The organism is Aquabacter sp. (assembly GCF_965279295.1).
In the GTDB taxonomy this organism is placed as follows: domain Bacteria; phylum Pseudomonadota; class Alphaproteobacteria; order Rhizobiales; family Xanthobacteraceae; genus Aquabacter.
Genome location: NZ_CBDIHQ010000016.1, coordinates 231,167 through 245,364, shown reverse-complemented (window position 1 = coordinate 245,364; position 14,198 = coordinate 231,167). Strand labels below are relative to the sequence as shown.

Annotated in this window: 10 protein-coding genes; 5 read left to right on the top strand and 5 right to left on the bottom strand. The window is 64.5% G+C overall.

What is annotated here, in order from left to right; genetic code table 11:
* Positions 1-68 precede the first annotated feature (68 nt).
* From ADADO0_RS13540 to gpmI, 5 genes are all read left to right on the top strand, one after another.
* Positions 69-497: an acyl-CoA thioesterase gene (locus tag ADADO0_RS13540; RefSeq protein WP_511305676.1), complete on the top strand. Its 429-nt coding sequence runs from the start codon at positions 69-71 to the stop codon at positions 495-497.
* Between the two features lie 253 nt (positions 498-750).
* Positions 751-1,311 (top strand): L,D-transpeptidase, encoded by a 561-nt coding sequence (locus ADADO0_RS13535; protein ID WP_511305910.1) that lies wholly within the window; start codon positions 751-753, stop codon positions 1,309-1,311.
* 93 nt (positions 1,312-1,404) lie between these two features.
* A complete protein-coding gene (locus ADADO0_RS13530; RefSeq protein ID WP_511305674.1) occupies positions 1,405-2,418 on the top strand; it encodes an amino acid ABC transporter substrate-binding protein in 1,014 nt (337 codons plus the stop codon).
* Between the two features lie 173 nt (positions 2,419-2,591).
* Entirely contained in the window at positions 2,592-3,584 is a 993-nt protein-coding gene (locus ADADO0_RS13525) for an MBL fold metallo-hydrolase (protein ID WP_511305673.1), read from the top strand.
* 243 nt (positions 3,585-3,827) lie between these two features.
* Positions 3,828-5,351 (top strand): 2,3-bisphosphoglycerate-independent phosphoglycerate mutase, encoded by a 1,524-nt coding sequence (gene gpmI / locus ADADO0_RS13520; RefSeq protein WP_511305672.1) that lies wholly within the window; start codon positions 3,828-3,830, stop codon positions 5,349-5,351.
* 24 nt (positions 5,352-5,375) lie between these two features.
* On the opposite strand, the gene ADADO0_RS13515 is transcribed toward gpmI, so the two are convergent.
* The 5 genes from ADADO0_RS13515 to ADADO0_RS13495 all read right to left on the bottom strand — a co-directional run bounded on the left by ADADO0_RS13515 (position 5,376) and on the right by ADADO0_RS13495 (position 14,197).
* The gene (locus ADADO0_RS13515; RefSeq protein ID WP_511305671.1) at positions 5,376-6,653 is read right to left on the bottom strand and encodes an HdeD family acid-resistance protein; all 1,278 of its coding nucleotides are present in this window, start codon (positions 6,651-6,653) and stop codon (positions 5,376-5,378) included.
* Between the two features lie 87 nt (positions 6,654-6,740).
* Complete coding sequence (locus ADADO0_RS13510; protein WP_511305670.1) at positions 6,741-7,460, bottom strand: MgtC/SapB family protein; 720 nt, start codon at positions 7,458-7,460, stop codon at positions 6,741-6,743.
* Between the two features lie 85 nt (positions 7,461-7,545).
* Positions 7,546-8,517: a Bug family tripartite tricarboxylate transporter substrate binding protein gene (locus tag ADADO0_RS13505; RefSeq protein WP_511305669.1), complete on the bottom strand. Its 972-nt coding sequence runs from the start codon at positions 8,515-8,517 to the stop codon at positions 7,546-7,548.
* Positions 8,518-8,689: 172 nt separating this feature from the next.
* Positions 8,690-10,312, bottom strand: coding sequence for an ABC-F family ATP-binding cassette domain-containing protein (locus tag ADADO0_RS13500; RefSeq protein ID WP_511305668.1), 1,623 nt, complete (start codon positions 10,310-10,312; stop codon positions 8,690-8,692).
* 186 nt (positions 10,313-10,498) lie between these two features.
* Entirely contained in the window at positions 10,499-14,197 is a 3,699-nt protein-coding gene (locus ADADO0_RS13495; RefSeq protein WP_511305667.1) for a vitamin B12-dependent ribonucleotide reductase, read from the bottom strand.
* Position 14,198: the final 1 nt, after the last annotated feature.

Below are 14,198 nucleotides of genomic sequence, written 5' to 3'. Positions count from 1 at the left end.
TCGCGTCTCTTGATTCTTCACGCTTCCGCGTGCTTCCCAGAGCGATTGACGCGGTTCGGAGATGAGTGATGCGCGATCTCGTGCTTGAGGATTTCCCCCTGCGCACCTTCGACAAGCTGCGCTACGCCGACACCGACCGGCAGGGACATATCAACAATGCCGTGTTCTCCACCTTCCTGGAGACCGGCCGCACCGAATTGCTCTACACCCGCGAAGGCACCCACGCGGAGCCGGACGGCGCGTTCGTCATCGCCCGGCTGCTTTTGGAATTCCGAGCCGAGGTGAATTGGCCAGGCGAAGTGTGGATCGGCACCCGCATCGCCGCATTGGGCACAAGCTCGATCAGGCTTGAGCAGGTGGTATTCCAGAACGGCAAGCGTGTCGCCAACGCGGAGACGGTCATCGTACTGATGGACCAGACCACTCGCAGATCACGCGCCCTATCGGCTGCCTCGATCGAGCGGCTCTCAGCATTTCTGGTGCCCGAGAGCGCCTGAGCGTCGCCGCGAAGGGTTCCGGCAATCAAAAGCGTGATCGTACAGCTGCAACGCACAAGGTTTTTCACTTTTCCTTCGCTTCTACCTCGGATACTCCCTTCAGGAAGCGCGTCGTTGGGAACGGCGCGCCGGGATCGCCTTGGGTGATTCTTGGGGGCGTTGAGAAGAGGCCGGAAAAATGGCTTTCAGTTTGAGGACCTTGACGCTGGCCGCGCTGCTTCAGGTCGGTGCGCTTGCTTTTGGCACGATGGCGATGGCGCAGTCGACGCCCGTGCCGCCGCGCGGTATCGGCGCGACGATGAATATCTCCGAGCAGCCCGGCGCCGTCCCCGTCGCCGAGGACGAGGTGGACATGGACCCGGCGTATAAGCGCCAGCCGGTCTATTTCCGCACCACCGAGCCGGCGGGCACGATCATCATCTCCACCAACGACCGCTTTCTCTACCTGGTGGAAGGCAACAACCGCGCCCTGCGCTACGGCATCGGCGTCGGCCGGGACGGCTTCACCTGGCAGGGCATGGTGAACATCACCCGCAAGGCCGAGTGGCCGGACTGGACCCCGCCGGCGGAAATGATCCAGCGCCAGCCCTACCTGCCGCGCTTCATGGCCGGCGGACCGGGCAACCCCATGGGCGCCCGCGCCATGTATCTCGGCCAGACGGTCTATCGCATCCACGGCACCAACCAGCCCGAGACCATCGGCTATGCGATCTCCTCCGGCTGCTTCCGCCTCGTGAACAGCGAAGTGATCGACCTGTACAGCCGCGTTCCGGTGGGCACCAAGGTCATCATCCGACAGGCCGTGGCGCTCTGATCGTTTAAGGCCGCCCTCGGGCGGCCTTCTTTTTTCGCGCGCCGCGCTGAGGCGGCGCACATCCTCTGGAACTCAATGATTGAGGCTTCTGTCATGAAGACCCTCCTGGCTCTTGTCGCTGGCGCCGCCGTGGCGCTTTCGGCGCATGGCGCGTCCGCACAGACCCTGAAGGCGGTCAAGGACCGCGCAGAGCTGAACTGCGGCGTCAGCCGTGGTCTTGCCGGCTTTTCCTCACCCGACGCCAAGGGCGAATGGACCGGCTTCGACGTGGACTTCTGCCGCGCCGTCGCGGCCGCCGTTCTGAACGACCCCGCGAAGGTGAAATTCTTCCCGCTCTCGGCCGACGAACGCTTCCCGGCGCTCCAGAAGGGCACCATCGACGTGCTCTCGCGCAACTCCACCTGGACGATCGAGCGCGAGGCGAGCCTGAACCTGCTGTTCGGCGCGATCACCTATTATGACGGCCAGGGCTTCCTGGTGCCTTCGTCCCGCAAGGTGCTGTCGGCGCTGGAGCTGGACGGCTCGAAGATCTGCGTGCAGAGCGGCACGACGGCGATGGGCTACACCGAGGACTTCTTCAAAGCCAACAACATGAAATACGAACTCGTGACCCTCCCCAGCTCCGACGAGTTGGTGAAGGCTTACGAGGACGGCCGCTGCAACACCCTCACCACGGACGTGTCCCAGCTTTATTCGCTGCGTCTCGTCACCAAGAAGCCCGGCGACCATATCGTCCTGCCCGACGTCATCTCCAAGGAGCCGCTCGGCCCGGTGGTGCGCCAGGGTGACGACCAGTGGTTTAATGTCGTGAAGTGGACCCACTTCGCGATGCTCAATGCCGAGGAACTCGGCGTCAACAAGGCGAATGTCGACGACGCTCTGAAGTCCCAGAAGCCGGATGTGAAGCGGCTGGTGGGTAATGAAGGCACCTATGGCGAACAGCTTGGCCTGACCAAGGATTTCGCCGTGCGGATCGTGAAAGCCGTCGGCAATTACGGCGAGGTGTTCGAGCGCAACGTGGGCACGGGCTCCAAGCTCGCCATCCCGCGTGGCATCAATCAGCTCTGGACCCTGGGTGGCATCCAGTACGCCCCGCCGGTTCGCTGATCTCTCGGCACACACGGAAAGCGAAACGGGGGCTGCGGCCCCCGTTTTCTTTGGTACTTACAAACCTGGGCCTCGCTGAAACGTGAGCGACGCCACGACGTAACGTCATCGACCAGACTGAGGCACCTCTTTAGTCTCCCGCGCATCGCCCGCTAGAGGCCAAGGGAACAGCCATGTCCGAGCTTTCGCGTCGTCATTTCCTCGCCGCCGCCGCTGCCGGAGCCGCCGGTTCCAGCCTGCTCGGCGCTCCGCTTGCCAGTCCCGCGCTCGCCGCCGCGCCGCAAGTCACCACCCAGGTTCCGAGCGCCTATCGCTACAAGGTGGGCGATGCCGAGGTCACTGTGGTGGCCGACGGCGCGCGCACCATGCCGCTAGCCGACACTTTCGTGCGCAACGAAACTCGGGATGCGGTGAATGCCGCTCTCAAAGCGGCCTATCTGCCGGAAAACCAGATCACCATCCCCTTCAACGTTCTGCTGGTGAATACCGGCGGAAAACTGGTGCTGATCGACACCGGCAACGGCCCACAGGCCAATCAGCCCGCACCCGTGGGGCGGATGATGAGCACGTTCGCCGCGCTCGGCATCGATCCCAAGACCATCGATGCGGTGGTGATCTCCCATTTCCACGGCGACCATATCGGCGGCCTGGTCGATGCCCAGGGCGCGCCAGCCTTCCCCAATGCGCAGGTGATGGTGCCGGAAGCGGAATGGGCGTTCTGGATGGACGAGGGCAATATGAGCCGCGCGCCCGACGCCATGAAGGGCGCGTTCCAGAACGTGCGCCGGGTGTTCAAGCCGTTCGACGGCAAGTTGGAGAAGTACGGCTGGGACAAGGAGTTGGTCCCCGGCCTCACCTCGGTGGCGACCGTGGGCCACACGCCGGGCCACACCTCCTATGTGCTGGCGTCCGGCAACGGCAAGCTTTTCATCCAGTCTGATGTCACCAACATCCCGGTTCTGTTCATGCGCAATCCAGGCTGGCATGCGGTGTTCGACATGGATGCCGCGAAGGCCGAGGAAACCCGTCGGAAGGTCTACGACATGGCCTCCGCCGACCGCATGCTGGTGGCGGGTTATCATTTTCCATTTCCCTCCGCGGCCTATGTGGCGAAGGACGGGGCGCAATATCGCTACGTGCCAGTCAACTGGAATCCGGTGCTGTAAGCTCCCGCTTCACGTCAAGCTCAAAAGTCGGGATGGCCTTCAGCGGGCCATCCCGAGCCACCGGCGTGCGGAACCGCGCGAAAGCCGACGACCCGGCTCGCCTTAATGCGCGCGCACCCCATATAAGCATTCGCCGGTTGCCACTGGTGCTTGACGCGTCGCTGCGTCCGGCATCATGACCCATCCGTTTCGCGATGCGCGCCGATGAAGGGCGCGACTGATGCTTGAGTCACGAGGTTCCCCATGTCCGCGCGCATTCCCACCATGCTGGTCATCCTGGACGGTTGGGGATGGCGGAACGACAGCACGGACAATGCGGTTCGCTTGGCGCGCACCCCCAATTTCGACCGGCTCTACAGCACCTCCCCCCATGCTTTCCTGAGCACATCCGGACGGGACGTCGGGTTGCCGGATGGCCAGATGGGCAATTCGGAGGTGGGGCATCTGAATATCGGCGCCGGACGCGTGGTGATGCAGGACCTGCCGCGCATCGACAGCGCCGTGGAGGATGGCAGCCTCAAGACCCGCATCGACGGGAGCGGCCTGCCCGCCGCCTTAAAGCGCACGGGTGGCACCTGCCACATCATGGGCCTGATGTCGCCGGGCGGCGTGCATGCACACCAGACCCACGCGGTCGCCGTCGCGCAGATTCTCCGCGCGGAAGGCATCCCCGTGAAGGTACACGCCTTCACGGATGGACGGGACACCCCGCCCCGCTCCGCAGCGGAAGACATGGCGCGCCTTGCGGCCGCCCTGCCGGAGGGAGCGCCCATCGCCACCGTGTGCGGGCGCTATTACGCTATGGACCGCGACAACCGCTGGGAGCGCGTGCAACGCGCCTATGATCTCCTGACCGCCGCCAAGGGTGCGCACTTCGAGAGCGCGGAGGCGGCGCTGAAGGCCAGTTATGCGGCGGATTTCAGCGACGAGTTCGTGAACCCGGCGGTGATCGGCGACTATTCCGGCATGAAGGACGGCGATGCCATCCTGTGCACGAATTTCCGTGCGGATCGGGCGCGTGAAATTCTCGATGCACTGCTCCTGCCGGGCTTTCGCGGTTTCAAGCGTGATCGCGAGATCCAGTTCAGCGCCGCGGCCGGCATGGCGTCCTATAGTTCCGAACTGGACACGGTGATGAAGACCCTGTTTCCGCGCCAGTCGCTCGACATGGGGCTCGGCGAGACCGTGGCGAAGGCTGGCCGCACCCAGTTACGCATGGCGGAGACCGAGAAATATCCGCACGTCACCTATTTCTTCAGCGGCGGGCGCGAGGAGCCTTACGAGGGCGAGGATCGCATCCTGGTCCCCTCTCCCAAGGTGGCGACCTATGATTTGCAGCCGGAGATGTCCGCGCCCGAGCTGACCACCAAGGCGGTGGATGCCATCGAGAGCGGCGAGTACGACCTCATCATCCTGAATTATGCCAACCCGGACATGGTGGGCCACACCGGCAACCTCGCCGCCGCCATGAAGGCGGTGGAGACGGTGGACACCGGGCTCGGGCGGCTCGCGGAAGCCGTGCTCTCTATGGACGGCTCGCTTCTGGTGACGGCCGACCATGGCAACGCCGAACTGATGCGCGATCCCGTCACCGGAAACCCGCACACCGCCCACACGACAAACCCGGTGCCTGTGTTCCTCGCCGGCCGCCCCGGCTTTGCGCTGAAGGACGGACGGCTCGCGGACCTGGCGCCGACCCTGATCTCCCTCATGGGTCTGCCCCAGCCTGAGCAAATGACCGGGACCTCCCTTGTCTTAAAAGGGTGATTCGTTACCCCGGCCACCCGAGGCTCAGCGTGGCTTGGGCCGTGGCATATTGAGGATCTGTGACAGCGCGCGGACATAGTCGAGCACGAGCCCCGGCGTCCAGGCCATGGTGGTGGCGCGGTGGCGCAACATGCCCGCCACCAGAAGCTCCGTGCTGACCAGCAGGCGCACAAGGAAGCGCGGCGAGCGGGCGGCTTCTTCAAAGACCCCCTCCAGCCCGGCATCCAACGCCGTCACCACCGCGCTGGAGCAGTTGCGGTAGGTGAGGTTGTAGGTGCTATCCTCCCGATAAACCGCCCAGAAGGCGCGCACGGCATCACCATCGATATCCTTGATCTTCACTTGGAAGGATGAGGGGCACCAGCCCGCGCTTTCCTCGATATAATTGGGCTGGAACAGGCCAGGGACATCGTTTTCCTCCGTTGCCCGTAAAATGCGCGCGAAATCGGACGGCCCGTGGTCGATCTCCACCGCCGGATAATGGCTGATGTAGGTGTCCGGCGGCAGTTGGAGCGCGGAATGGCCGGTCGAGACGTTGCCCTGCGCGTCCACGGCGGCGATATAGCGTTTAAGGCCGTGGTGCAGGGCCGGGAGCCCGCCCGTCGGCGTCCACACATGCACCGTCGCCGTCTCGCGGGGGCGGCGCGGCGGGACGGGCGGGACCGGCTCATCCTCCGGCCCCGCAATGATTTCCGCCGGCGTGGGCATTTGCGGCCAGCCGTTGGAGATGATGGAGGAAAGCGGCGTATCGGGCGGCATGTGGCGTAGCCGCAGCGCGAGACTGAGCAGGCCCGCCGCAGATACCATCAGCAGCAATCCCACATCCGAACCCACCTCGGCGCGATAATTGGTGGGCCAAGGCGAGAGCGACCAGATGCCGAGCAGAAGTTCCACCACGCCCTTCACCATGGACAGGGGCCAGCCGGGAATGCGCACCACGATGGCGCTGCCCGCGCGCCAGAAGCCGTCGATGCTCAGAAACGTGCCGACGAGAATGCCTATCGCCATCGCGCTGTGGCGGGGCGCCAGGATCAGCAGGCCGGCAACCGCCAAGAACACCAGCCCCTTTGCGATCCGCAGCGTGCGTATATGACTGAACAGCAAGGCCCCGCAGAAGGAAAAGCACGCGTCAAATAAGAGAGGCGCCGCGAAATAGGGCACCGTGATGCGGATTTCCTCGATGAAGGCGTCGGCGAAGAACAGGGTGCCGAGTGCCATCCAGATCAACCCGAGCGTGCCCAGGACCCACCATCTGCGGCGGATCAGCCGCGCGCCGAGAAGCAGAAGAAACAACTGGGCCATCGTGCGACCTTCAAGGCAATAAGCGAGGCAGAATATGCAACCTCCTGCCTAGCCCTCGCTCTTGTACGGTTCAAGGCCGTGGAAGCGTCAATCCGCCGTGCTGGCTTCCCAACTGGCGTGAACCACGCCCGGAAGGCGCCGCAGGGTCGCGACCACCGCGTCCAGTTCCGCAGCGTTCGCGGTGGTGCTGACAAGCGTCGCCACCACCTCCGTGGTTGTGGCATCCGCCCCTGGAACATGCTCGACGTCCGCGACCGGGTATTTCGCCTTCTTGAGATGCGCGAGGAGGCTTTCGCGCACCTTGGGAGCGTGATCGCGTCCGCTGAGCACCCGCACCTCGTAGGACGCCTCCGACGTCCCCTCGTCGATGGGAATGCGATTGATGGCGTTGACCAGCGGTCGCAACAGCGTGTTGCCGGCGAGTATGAAGAGGGTGATCAGCCCGGCCTCGGCGATCCGGTCGGCCCCCGCGCACGCGCCCACTGCAGCGGAGGACCAGAGCGTCGCGGCGGTGTTGAGGCCGCGCACATTCATGCCTTCCTTCATGATCACGCCGGCACCAAGGAAGCCGATGCCGGAGACCACATAGGCGATGATGCGCACCGCGCCCTCGGCACCGGTGAGTCGCATGCCAAGGTCGACGAAGGACGCGGCGCCGACCGCCACAAGCACCACGGTGCGCAAACCGGCGCTGCGCTGGCGATATTGCCGCTCGGCGCCGATCAGGGTTCCCAGCACAAAGGCGGCCGTGAGGCTCGCGGTGGTGTCGAGGAAGGATGACGCATCAAACGTGTCGATGAACTGCACGTTTCGCCCCGCATTGCCGCGCTCACGGCAGGGTTAGCCCCCCTGCCCGCCCGGTTCAAGCGCCCGTGCGAAAATCAGGCCGCGATCAGTTCACCTGGATATGGGCATCCCGGATCACTTGGCTCCAGCGCGCGAGGTCGGCGTCGATCCGCGCGCGGAACGCTTCCGCCGTTCCGGGGATGGGTTCCATGAGCTGCGCTGCCAGCTTCTCCTTGATCGCGGGGCTGGACAGCGCCTCGATGGTCGCGGCGCGCAGCTTGTCGATGATGGCCTGCGGGGTCTTCGCCGGGGCGATCAGGCCGTTCCAGGCTTCGGCCTCCACGTCGATTCCTTCCTGCTTCAGCGTGGGAACGCCAGGCATCAGCGGCCAGGGCTTCGCGGCGGATATGGCAAGGATCTTGATGGGTTTCGTGCCCGCCAGCGAGGTTACGGAGATGGCGGGCAAGCAGGCGATCTGAACATCGTTCTGGATCAGCGCGGTCACAGCTGCAGGGGAGGAATTATAGGGCACATGCACCAACTTCGTGCCGCTCGCCAGCGCGATCGCTTCCATGGCCAGTTGCGACAGAGAGCCGTTGCCGATGGAGCCGTAATTGTACTTGCCGGGATTTTTCTTCAGCAGCGCGATCAGCTCGGGCACCGAATTGACGCCAAGCTCGGTGTTGACCGCCAGCGCGCTCGGCTGCGTCACCAGCAGGCTGATGAAGGCGAAATCCTTGGCCGGGTCATAAGGCAGATTGCCGAATAGGATGGCGTTTACGCCGAGCGGGCCACCGATGGAGACGCCGATCGTGTAGCCGTCCGGCTCCGCCTTCGCCACCACATCGGTTCCGCGATTGCCGCTGGCACCAGGCCTGTTCTCGACGACGAAGGTCTGGCCGAACTTCTGCTGGAAATAATCGGCGATCAGCCGGGCGACCAGATCAGGAGTCGAGCCGGGCCCGAACGGGGCGATGATTTTCACCGGCTGCCGCGTGGGCCATTCCTCGGCACAGGCGGGCCAAGCGAGAAGGGCAGCGAACAAAGGCGCGATCAACGCGATGGCAAGGCGCTTCATCATTTCCCCCAGGGGCGTCACGGGCGGGTGGGCAATGGTCTTGCCGCCGCCTCTTGGTGGAACCGCGGATACAGAGAGGGATATCCGCCAATGTCTTGCCGGAGGCAAGAGGCGGTACCAGCCCATCGGAAGCTGACGTTACGGCACATCAAAAGCCATTCCGCGAGGCAGATCAGCCCCGCAACCCCGGCGCCTCCTGGCCGGTGCGCGCAACATATTCCGTATAGCCCCCGCCATACTGGTGTACGCCGTCCGGCGTCAGCTCGAGCACGCGGTTGGAGAGCGCGGCGAGGAAGTGCCGATCATGCGAGACGAACAGCATGGTCCCTTCATAGGTCGCCAGCGCATTGATCAGCATTTCCTTCGTGCCGATGTCGAGATGGTTGGTGGGTTCGTCCAGCACCAGGAAATTCGGCGGGTCAAACAGCATCAGCGCCATCACCAGCCGCGCCTTCTCGCCGCCGGAGAGCACCCGGCATCGCTTTTCCACATCGTCCCCGGAAAAACCGAAGCAGCCTGCGAGCGCGCGCAGAGAGCCCTGCCCGGCCTGGGGGAAGGCGTCCTCAAGCGACTGGAAGACGGTGCGCTCACCTTCAAGGATGTCCATGGCGTGCTGGGCGAAATACCCCAGCTTCACGCTGCCCCCGAGGGCAACCGTTCCTCCATCCGGCGCGGTCGTGCCTGTCACCAGCTTCAGCAGTGTCGACTTGCCGGCACCGTTGACGCCCATCACGCACCAGCGCTCCCGGCGGCGGATGTGGAAATCCAGCCCCTCGTAGATGCTGCGCGCGCCATAGCTCTTGTTCACGTTCTTCAGGCTGACAACATCCTCGCCGGATCGCGGCGCGGGCTGAAAGTCGAACGACACGCTCTCGCGGCGACGGGGCGGCTCCACGCGGTCGATCTTCTCCAGCTTCTTCACCCGGCTCTGCACCTGCGCGGCATGGGAGGCGCGGGCCTTGAACCGCTCGATAAACTGGATTTCCTTGGCCAGCATCGCCTGCTGGCGCTCGAACTGCGCCTGCTGTTGCTTCTCGTTCTGCGTGCGCTGCTGGGCGTAGAAGTCGTAGTCGCCGGAAAAGGTGGTCAATGCGCCGCCGTCGATCTCCACCACCTTGGTGACGATACGGTTCATGAACGCGCGATCATGCGAGGTCATCATCAACGCGCCATCGAAGCCCTTCAGGAAAGCCTCGAGCCAGATCAGGCTTTCCAGGTCCAGATGGTTGCTCGGCTCGTCCAGCAGCATCACGTCCGGCCGCATGAGGAGGATGCGGGCCAGCGCCACGCGCATCTTCCAGCCGCCGGAGAGCGCGCCCACATCGCCTGCGATCATCTCCTGGCTGAAGCCGAGACCCGCGAGCACCTCGCTCGCCCGGCCCTCCAGGGCATAGCCGTCCAGTTCCTCGAACCGCGCCTGCACCTCGCCGTACCGCTCGATGATCTGGTCCATCTCGTCCATGCGGTCGGGATCGCCCATGGCGGTTTCGAGATCTTTGAGTTCGGCGGCCACGCTGCTCACCGGGCCGGCGCCGTCCATCACCTCGGACATCGCGCTGCGGCCGGCCATGTCGCCGACATCCTGGCTGAAATAACCGATGGTGATGCCGCGATCGACCGAGACCTGCCCTTCGTCCGGGGGCTCCTGGCCGGTGACCATCCGGAACAGCGTTGTCTTGCCCGCGCCATTGGGACCCACGAGGCCGACCTTCTCCCCCTTGAGGAGAGCCATCGACGCCTCGATGAAGACGATCTGCTTGCCGTTCTGCTTACCGATATTGTCGAGCCGTATCATGCCTGCGCCGGAACTTGGGTGAACTTTGGCGCGCACTTAAGGCATGCGGACGCCTCCGGAAAGGTCGCCAAACCGCGCACCGGCGGCATCGCCCGGAAAAAGCGAAGGCGGACATGCCGTTCCGCATGCCCGCCTCTGGTCATTTCATGCGGCGCCGGGGCGGTGAAACCACCCCGGTCAGCCGGGTCAGCTGCACCCAGTGGTCGAACCGCAGGTGTCGCACTTCATGCAGGTGCCGTTGCGCACCATGGTGAAGTTGGCGCACTCGGGGCAGGCTTCGCCCTCATAGCCACGGGCGCGGGCCTCGGCGCGGCGCTCTGCTTTGCGGGCGCCGGCGCTCCAGGGAAGCGCCTTTTCGAGGATGCTTTCCGCAGCTGCCTCGATCTCTACCTCTTCTGCGAGGCCAACCTCAGGCTCAGCCTTTAGAGCGGTCGCCCCGTCGGCCCGCCGCAGCATGGTCACGTTGTCGGCGCTGCTGCGCAGGTCATGGGGAGCGGCGACGAGATTGACCGGCTTGCCGCGCACCAGACCCTTTGAGACCATGCGGGTGCCTGGGGCCTTGCCTTCGTCCACACCCTTGCCGAGGGCATCGAAGCCGGTTTCGGAGGGGTCCACATGGCCGAGGTCGCTGCGCTCGAGATAGGACACCGCCAGTTCACGGAACACATAGTCGAGGATCGAGGTGGCGAACTTGATGGTGTCGTTGCCCTGCACCGGGCCCGCAGGCTCGAAGCGGGTGAAGGTGAAGGCGTCGACATATTCCTCAAGCGGCACGCCGTACTGAAGACCGAGCGAGATCGCGATGGCGAAATTGTTCAGCAACGACCGGAGGGCCGCCCCCTCCTTGTGCATGTCGATGAAGATTTCGCCGAGGCTTCCATCGTCATATTCGCCGGTTCGCAGATAGAGCTTGTGGCCGCCCACCACCGCCTTCTGGGTGTAGCCCTTGCGGCGGTCGGGCATCTTCTCGCGCTCACGCACGCGGTGCTCGACGATGCGTTCCACCACCCGCTCGACGATCTTCTCAGTGACCGTCGCCGTGCGGGCGGCGTTCGGCTGGGCGACCAACGCCTCGATGGCGTCGTCCTCGTCCTCGTCATCCGCAACAAGCTGGGCGTTGAGGGGCTGGGACAGCTTAGAGCCATCGCGATAGAGCGCGTTGGCCTTCAGCGCGAGACGCCAGGAGAGCAGATACGCCGCCTTGCAATCATCGACCGTGGCGTCGTTCGGCATGTTGATGGTCTTGGAAATAGCCCCCGAGATGAACGGCTGCGCCGCCGCCATCATGCGGATATGGCTTTCCACGGAGAGGGACCGCTTGCCGATGCGCCCGCAGGGCGAAGCGCAATCGAACACCGGCAGGTGCGACGCCTTCAGGAAGGGCGCGCCTTCAAGGGTCATGGCGCCGCACACATGCACGTTCGCAGCTTCGATATCCGGCTTGGAGAAGCCGAGGTGGACCAGGAGGTCGAACTTCGGATCGGCAAGCTGCGACGCGCTGACGCCGAGCTTCTTGACCAGGAACTCCTCGCCGAAGGTCCAGCGGTTGAAAGCGAACTTGATGTCGAAGGCGGTCTTCACCGCCGCCTCGGCCTTGGCGATGGCCGCGTCGTCGAAGCCCTTCGCCCTGAGCGAGCCGTGGTTGATGGCCGGGGCCTGGGCCAGTGAGCCATGGCCCACCGCATAAGCCTCGATCTCGGCGATCTGCGCCTCGCCGTAACCGAGCGCGCGCAGCGCCTCGGGCACGGCGTTGTTGATGATCTTGAAATAGCCGCCGCCGGCCAGCTTCTTGAACTTCACCAGAGCGAAGTCCGGCTCGATGCCGGTGGTGTCGCAATCCATCACGAGACCGATGGTGCCAGTGGGGGCGATCACCGAGACCTGCGCATTGCGATAGCCATGCGCTTCGCCCATGGCGAGCGCCTTGTCCCAGGCCGCCTTGGCGTGGGCGACGATGCGGCCGTCCTTGCACGAGGCATGGTCCAGCGGCACCGGGGCAACGGCGAGGTCTTCATAGCCCGTCGCCTCGCCATAAGCCGCGCGGCGATGATTGCGGACCACCTTCAGCATGGAATCCGCATTGGCATCGTACTGCGGGAAGGCGCCCAGCTCCCGCGCCATTTCGGCGGAGGTGGCGTAGCAGATGCCGGTCATGATGGCCGATATGGCGCCGCAGATGGCGCGGCCTTCCGCCGAATCGTAAGGAATGCCGGACGACATCAGCAGGCCGCCGATATTGGCGTAGCCCAGGCCGAGCGTGCGGTATTGGTAGGAGAGTTCGGCGATCTGGCGCGAGGGGAACTGAGCCATCAGCACAGAGATTTCCAGCACCACGGTCCACAGCCGGACCGCATGCTCGAAGCTCTCCACGTCGAACCGCTTCTCGGCATCGCGGAACTGAAGCAGGTTCAGCGAGGCGAGATTGCAGGCCGTATCGTCGAGGAACATGTATTCCGAGCACGGATTGGACGCTCGGATCTCGCCGCCCGCCGGGCAGGTGTGCCAGTCGTTCACCGTTGTGTGGAACTGGATGCCGGGGTCGGCGCAATGCCAGGCCGCCGAGCCGATCTTCTCCCACAGTTCGCGGGCCTTGATGGTCTTATGGACCTTGCCGTCGATGCGACGGATCAGATCCCAGTCGGCATCCGCCTCGACCGCCCGCAGGAAGTCGTCGGTGACGCGAACGGAATTGTTGGAATTCTGGCCTGCGACCGTGAGATAGGCCTCGCCGTCCCAATCGGTGTCGTAAATCGCGAGGTCAATTTCGGTGTAGCCCTGGCGACCGAACTGGATCACGCGCCGGATCGCGGCATCTGCGACGCCAGCCTTGCGGGCTGTCTTGATCTCGCGCTTCAGCGCCGGGTTTTTCTCGGGATCGTAGCAGGCGTCGCCGTCACCCTCGCAGTTGACGCAGGCCTTCAGCACCAGCTTGAGGTGCTTGGCGTTGATCTTCGAGCCGGTGACGAGAGCCGCGACCTTCTGCTCCTCGATCACCTTCCAGTCGACATAGGCTTCGATGTCGGGATGGTCCGCGTCGACCACCACCATCTTGGCGGCACGGCGCGTGGTGCCGCCGGACTTGATGGCGCCCGCCGCACGGTCGCCGATCTTCAGGAAGCTCATGAGGCCGGAGGAGCGCCCGCCGCCGGAGAGCTTTTCGCCCTCGCCGCGCAGGGACGAGAAATTTGAGCCGGTGCCTGAGCCATACTTGAATAGGCGCGCCTCGCGCACCCACAGGTCCATGATGCCGCCGTCGCTCACGAGGTCGTCGGCGACCGACTGGATGAAGCAGGCGTGCGGCTGGGGATGCTCATAGGCCGAGGTCGACGAGGTCAGAACGCCGGTCTCATGGTCCACGTAGAAATGGCCCTGGCCCGGCCCGTCGATGCCATAGGCCCAGTGCAGGCCGGTGTTGAACCATTGCGGGGAATTCGGCGCCACCATCTGCATGGCGAGCATATAGCGGTGCTCATCGAAGAACGCCTGAGCATCGGCCTCGCTGTCGAAATAGCCGCCCTTCCAGCCCCAATAGGTCCAGGTGCCGGCGAGACGGTCGAACACCTGCTTGGCGCTGAGTTCGCCGACGAAACGCTCCTCTTTGGGGAGGTCCGCGAGCGCGGCCTCATCCGCCACTGAACGCCACAGGAAGGAGGGGACGGAATTCTCTTCCACCTTCTTCAAGCGCGCGGGTACGCCGGCGCGGCGGAAATATTTCTGGGCGAGGATATCGCTCGCAACCTGCGAGAACTGGCCGGGCACCTCGATGCCCTCCTGGCGGAAGACCACCGACCCGTTAGGGTTGCGGATTTCGCTCACCGTCTCGCGAAAAGCGATGGCGGCGTAGGGCGACTGACCGTCTGTCGTATAGCGACGTTCGACGCGCATG

What these genes read in the sequence shown, in the direction of transcription:
- ADADO0_RS13540 (WP_511305676.1), top strand. Translation starts at nt 69, where the DNA reads ATGCGCGATCTCGTGCTTGAGGATTTCCCCCTGCGCACCTTCGACAAG.
- ADADO0_RS13535 (WP_511305910.1), top strand. Translation starts at nt 751, where the DNA reads ATGGCGCAGTCGACGCCCGTGCCGCCGCGCGGTATCGGCGCGACGATG.
- ADADO0_RS13530 (WP_511305674.1), top strand. Translation starts at nt 1,405, where the DNA reads ATGAAGACCCTCCTGGCTCTTGTCGCTGGCGCCGCCGTGGCGCTTTCG.
- ADADO0_RS13525 (WP_511305673.1), top strand. Translation starts at nt 2,592, where the DNA reads ATGTCCGAGCTTTCGCGTCGTCATTTCCTCGCCGCCGCCGCTGCCGGA.
- gpmI (WP_511305672.1), top strand. Translation starts at nt 3,828, where the DNA reads ATGTCCGCGCGCATTCCCACCATGCTGGTCATCCTGGACGGTTGGGGA.
- ADADO0_RS13515 (WP_511305671.1), bottom strand. Translation starts at nt 6,653, where the DNA reads ATGGCCCAGTTGTTTCTTCTGCTTCTCGGCGCGCGGCTGATCCGCCGC.
- ADADO0_RS13505 (WP_511305669.1), bottom strand. Translation starts at nt 8,517, where the DNA reads ATGAAGCGCCTTGCCATCGCGTTGATCGCGCCTTTGTTCGCTGCCCTT.
- ADADO0_RS13500 (WP_511305668.1), bottom strand. Translation starts at nt 10,312, where the DNA reads ATGATACGGCTCGACAATATCGGTAAGCAGAACGGCAAGCAGATCGTC.
- ADADO0_RS13495 (WP_511305667.1), bottom strand. Translation starts at nt 14,197, where the DNA reads ATGCGCGTCGAACGTCGCTATACGACAGACGGTCAGTCGCCCTACGCC.